Genomic DNA, 4019 nt, shown 5'->3' with positions numbered 1-4019 from the left:
CGGACGTTCCGCGACCATCCGCACCGCCCGAACCTTCAGCTCCGACGGATACCGCTTCGTGGTGTTCCCTGGCATGACTCCAACCTTCCCAACAATCGGAGTCTCCGGACTCACCGGGGCGGTTCAGCTCGCGGATCGACGACCACGTATGGGTAGCCGCGACAACAAGGGAAGGACTGCACGGAGCGACGCGAAGGCGTCCATCGCTAGGAACGCGATAGAGACAATGAGCGCAGAGACCTTCGATCAAGACGACTGGTTCCATCTTGGTGCAGCCACCAACACGGTAGACCTCATCAACGACCACGATCGGCTACTTCGCCGTCTCAGGTTCGGCGACCGGGACTACCTCAAATGCATCTACCAGGTTCTGCCCGAGGTGCCCCGGTTCACAGAGCGGTTCGGTCACGGCGGTAGCTACAGGAGGCCTCTGGCCGTCGACCGAGGAGGTAGACCCCAGGGATCTTCGTTGATCTGACTTATCTCACCGCTTTGAAGATCGGCGGATAACACGCGCCACCCCCGGCTACCGTGAGCCCAGCGCTGCTGTCGCACCTCCGCCAGTTTGCGCCGGTGCTCTACGAAAGCAGGGCTTGCAGGATCGTCCTTGTCGGGCCCGAGAGCTATCCTCCAGTCCCGCCATGCAAGCTGCTCTTGCTGGTACAGAGCGAACTCCAACATAGTGGACTTGAAGTCCGAGAACTCTGGTACCAAGGCGGATTCGATGGTCTCCCAGAACCACTGATAGAACTTGCGGACTGCTATCGAATAGTTCTCGATGGCAGGGAGAAACTCCACCCAATCGGGTTGTTGCTCAATGAACTTGCGGGAGACAGAGGTCCACCTTCCCCACTTGAGAAGAACCTTCTTCTCCAACCGAAGTCGGTTTTCGTGGATCACTGGGCCCCCGGCAGTGTGGCTAATGGTGGTGGAAGCGCTGGGAACCGGGAGCGCGTAGTGGACCGTGTAGTTCCGCAGATCCTGGAGGAACTTGAACTCGCCGGTCCCCAGAAGCTGTGTGACCTTGGGAGAGTAGACCTGGGTTTCCCAATCGGAGGGGACGTCCTTGCTCTTCATCGGCCATATCGTTCGGTGGATGGCCCGCTGGACGTCGCGCAGTGTGCCGACAGCGGCCAGGTAGTTGTGAAAGAGTCGGACGAGTTCGTGCTCGTAGTCGTCCCCCAGTTGACCGGACATTACGTCCGTCCCCACGAACTGAACAATTCTCTCGTAGAGCTCCGTACTGTTTCCCCCGAAGACGCGGGATGCTCGGTTCAGGGAGTCGAAATACTGATGCATGGGGAATCCGGGCATCGATTTCACCAGTTGATGGCGTCGCTCTGCGTCGGGAACAAAGTGGTCAGAGGTCTGAGATTCAGCGTCCGGCATAGTCGGGACCGTACTGACGGATACCGACATTTCGTGCAGCACGCAGGTTGCGAGCGAGGGAACCTACCTGACATAAGAGGGCATATCGGTGCCGTGGATCGACGCTCCAGTCACCGGTGATGCTCGCCCCGGCAAGGGACACGCCCGCCGACGTCCCACTGTGCTCTGGTAGACGTCCCACTGTGCTCTGGTAGTCGGGAAGACCGCCGAACAAACGGATACCTGTTTCTCTGCTCGACACGACCGGTGTACACAACCGGATCGCAGAATTTGTGCGATTCACACCCAACTGGGCGGAAAACTTCAGAAGGGCGGATCGTAGGGATCGAAATATCCAGGGCTGAAGCGGCGCCGGAGGTACGCGGCTGCATCGGAGAAAGATTCGTGCAGCTCACGGGTGAATCTGTCGATCTCTTCCGGGGTTTTCGTCTCGGGGTCGACGACTCGAGGGCTCAGATGCCAGGAGTCGACGGGGTGAATGCGGGACGTGTGCACACGTCCGGGTTCGACGTCCGGACCGCTTTCGGTCTGAAGTGGCGTGTACTCGTCAAGTCGTGCCCATGCCTTCTTTGCGACGACACCGTGCAGCATCACCACTTCGAGGTTGGGGAGCAGGGACAGAAGCTGAGATAGGGCTCGTGTGGCGGCCAGCTCGTCCACTGGAGTGCGGTTCTTCTTGTTTCCGTACCAGTTGGCTCCATACCACGGGTATGCGTTCCAGCTCAGGATGTCGCACGTGTCGATCTTGTACTCGGCCAGAAAAGCCTTGTGTCGTGCCGCCGTCTCGTCGTCGTTCTCCACGCAGAGCATTCCAGATCCACGAGGGTTCGCGGGGTTCGTCATCGGGCCCGGATCCTGGAACAGGGCGAGCAACCGAGCGTTGGTGCCACCGAAAGTGGAAGCGACGTACGGAATGAACCGGTGCGAGTGTACCCGCCTCAACTTGTCGACGAACGTGTTGATCGGTGCGACGTGCGGGTCGTATCGTCGCCGGAGCAGGTCTCGGGCATACGACTCGTCCGAACACCACTGCACCGACTCGGCCTTCCTCGCGAAGTTGTTGGTCTCGCAGCAATCTAGAGGACGGCAGTGAGCGGAGTGACCTACGGTCCGTGTTCGGGCCAGGTCCCGTCGCATCACCGGCACACCGACGGACGTTCACCTGCCGATAGTGCCCCGTGGAGTGGTGGACTTCGGATCGGCTCGCGGGATGCGCGGTGATCAACGAGTCATGCGGAATACTATGCTGTTTCGCTCGCTCCGGTCAACGACAACACCGCCTCGGTAGCCTGCTGCTTCGCCGCGATCACCGCTCGGAGCTCATCCATACTCACATCCGAGACATACCGGCGGGTGACCTGCCACTCGTCGTGCTGCTCGATGACCACCGCAGTCGCCAACCGCAGAAACGCAGCCGGGTTCGGGAAGATCTCCACGACATCGGCTCGACGCTTGATTTCCTTGTTCAACCGCTCGATCGGATTATTGGACCACACCTTCTGCCAATGAGCCTTCGGAAAAGCGGTGAACGCCAACACATCATGCTTCGCCGACTCCATCAACGCCGCGGCCTTCGGAAACGACCCGGCGAACGTGTCGGTGACCTGATCCCACTGCGCAGCGACCTCGATCGGGTCGGTATGCGCGAATATCGTCTTGACCGCCGCCATCACCGGCGGCACATGCTTCGTCCCGACCGTCGCCCGAATGTTCCGCATGAAATGCACCCGGCACCGCTGCCAGGATGAACCCGTGAACTGCTGCGCAATGGCAGCTTTGAGCCCGCTGTGCGCATCGGAGATCACCAAATGCACCCCGGACAGTCCCCGACCCCGCAACCCGACCAAGAACTCCCGCCAGAACTCGTAGGATTCACTGTCCCCGACGGCGGTGCCGAGCACCTCACGACTGCCGTCGATCGACACCCCGGTCGCGACCACCAACGCCTGCGAGACCACGTGCGCACCGACACGAACTTTGCAGAAGGTGGCATCGAGGAACACGTACGGGAAGGTGGTGTGCGTCAGGGTGCGTTCCCGGAACCGGGCGATCTCGGCGTCCAGACCTGCGCAGATCCGCGAGACCTCCGATTTCGAAATTCCGGATTCGACCCCGAGGGCGCCGACCAGGTCGTCGACGCTGCGGGTGGACACCCCGTGCACGTAGGCCTCCATCACCACCGCGTAGAGAGCCTTGTCGATCCGTCGACGGCGTTCGAGCAGGGAGGGGAAGAACGAGCCGGAGCGTAGCTTGGGGATCTTGACCTCGACATCACCGCTGGTGGTGGCGACGGTCTTGGTGCGATGTCCGTTGCGGTGGGTGGTGCGCTGCTCGGTGCGTTCGTAGCGGCCGGCACCGAGTTTCTCGGTGGCTTCGGCTTCGATCAGGGCCTGTAGTCCGGTGCGGATCAGTTCGGCGAACACGTTGGCGGTATCGGCGCCCTTGAGTGCGTCGAGTTGGGTGAGCAGGGCAGAATGGTCGTGGGTCATCGCGTAGCTGCTTTCTGTGAGTCACTGTGAGAGGTAACTCGTTGATCACTACGCGATGGCCCACCCTCGGTGAGGGAGCGACACGCCGTGGACCTGCCCGGATGTCCTCACCGGATTCCCACCACCCCAGGGGACTTTCCC

General features: G+C 61.0%; 4 protein-coding genes. 1 reads left to right on the top strand and 3 read right to left on the bottom strand.

The window, feature by feature from the left end:
* Positions 1–478: hypothetical protein (locus tag WAX14_RS05035; protein ID WP_422626993.1), on the top strand; the 478-nt coding region annotated here is incomplete at its 5' end.
* Here the strand turns inward: WAX14_RS05035 and WAX14_RS05030 are convergent.
* The 3 genes from WAX14_RS05030 to WAX14_RS05020 all read right to left on the bottom strand — a co-directional run bounded on the left by WAX14_RS05030 (position 418) and on the right by WAX14_RS05020 (position 3878).
* Complete coding sequence (locus tag WAX14_RS05030) at positions 418–1389, bottom strand: hypothetical protein (protein ID WP_422626992.1); 972 nt, start codon at positions 1387–1389, stop codon at positions 418–420. The genes WAX14_RS05035 and WAX14_RS05030 overlap by 61 nt on opposite strands.
* Positions 1390–1692: 303 nt before the next feature.
* The gene (locus tag WAX14_RS05025; RefSeq protein ID WP_422626991.1) at positions 1693–2424 is read right to left on the bottom strand and encodes a uracil-DNA glycosylase; all 732 of its coding nucleotides are present in this window, start codon (positions 2422–2424) and stop codon (positions 1693–1695) included.
* A gap of 206 nt (positions 2425–2630) precedes the next feature.
* Positions 2631–3878 carry an IS256 family transposase gene (locus WAX14_RS05020; RefSeq protein WP_422626990.1) on the bottom strand — a complete coding sequence of 416 codons (1248 nt, stop codon included), beginning with the start codon at positions 3876–3878 and terminating at the stop codon, positions 2631–2633.
* Positions 3879–4019 lie beyond the last annotated feature (141 nt).

It is taken from the genome of Rhodococcus sp. (in: high G+C Gram-positive bacteria), from assembly GCF_049299235.1.
GTDB lineage: Bacteria > Actinomycetota > Actinomycetes > Mycobacteriales > Mycobacteriaceae > Rhodococcus.
The sequence above is the reverse complement of the archived record's forward strand: the minus strand, read 5'-3'. Positions and strand labels throughout refer to the sequence as shown.

What these genes read in the sequence shown, in the direction of transcription:
- WAX14_RS05030 (WP_422626992.1), bottom strand. Translation starts at nt 1,389, where the DNA reads ATGCCGGACGCTGAATCTCAGACCTCTGACCACTTTGTTCCCGACGCA.
- WAX14_RS05020 (WP_422626990.1), bottom strand. Translation starts at nt 3,878, where the DNA reads ATGACCCACGACCATTCTGCCCTGCTCACCCAACTCGACGCACTCAAG.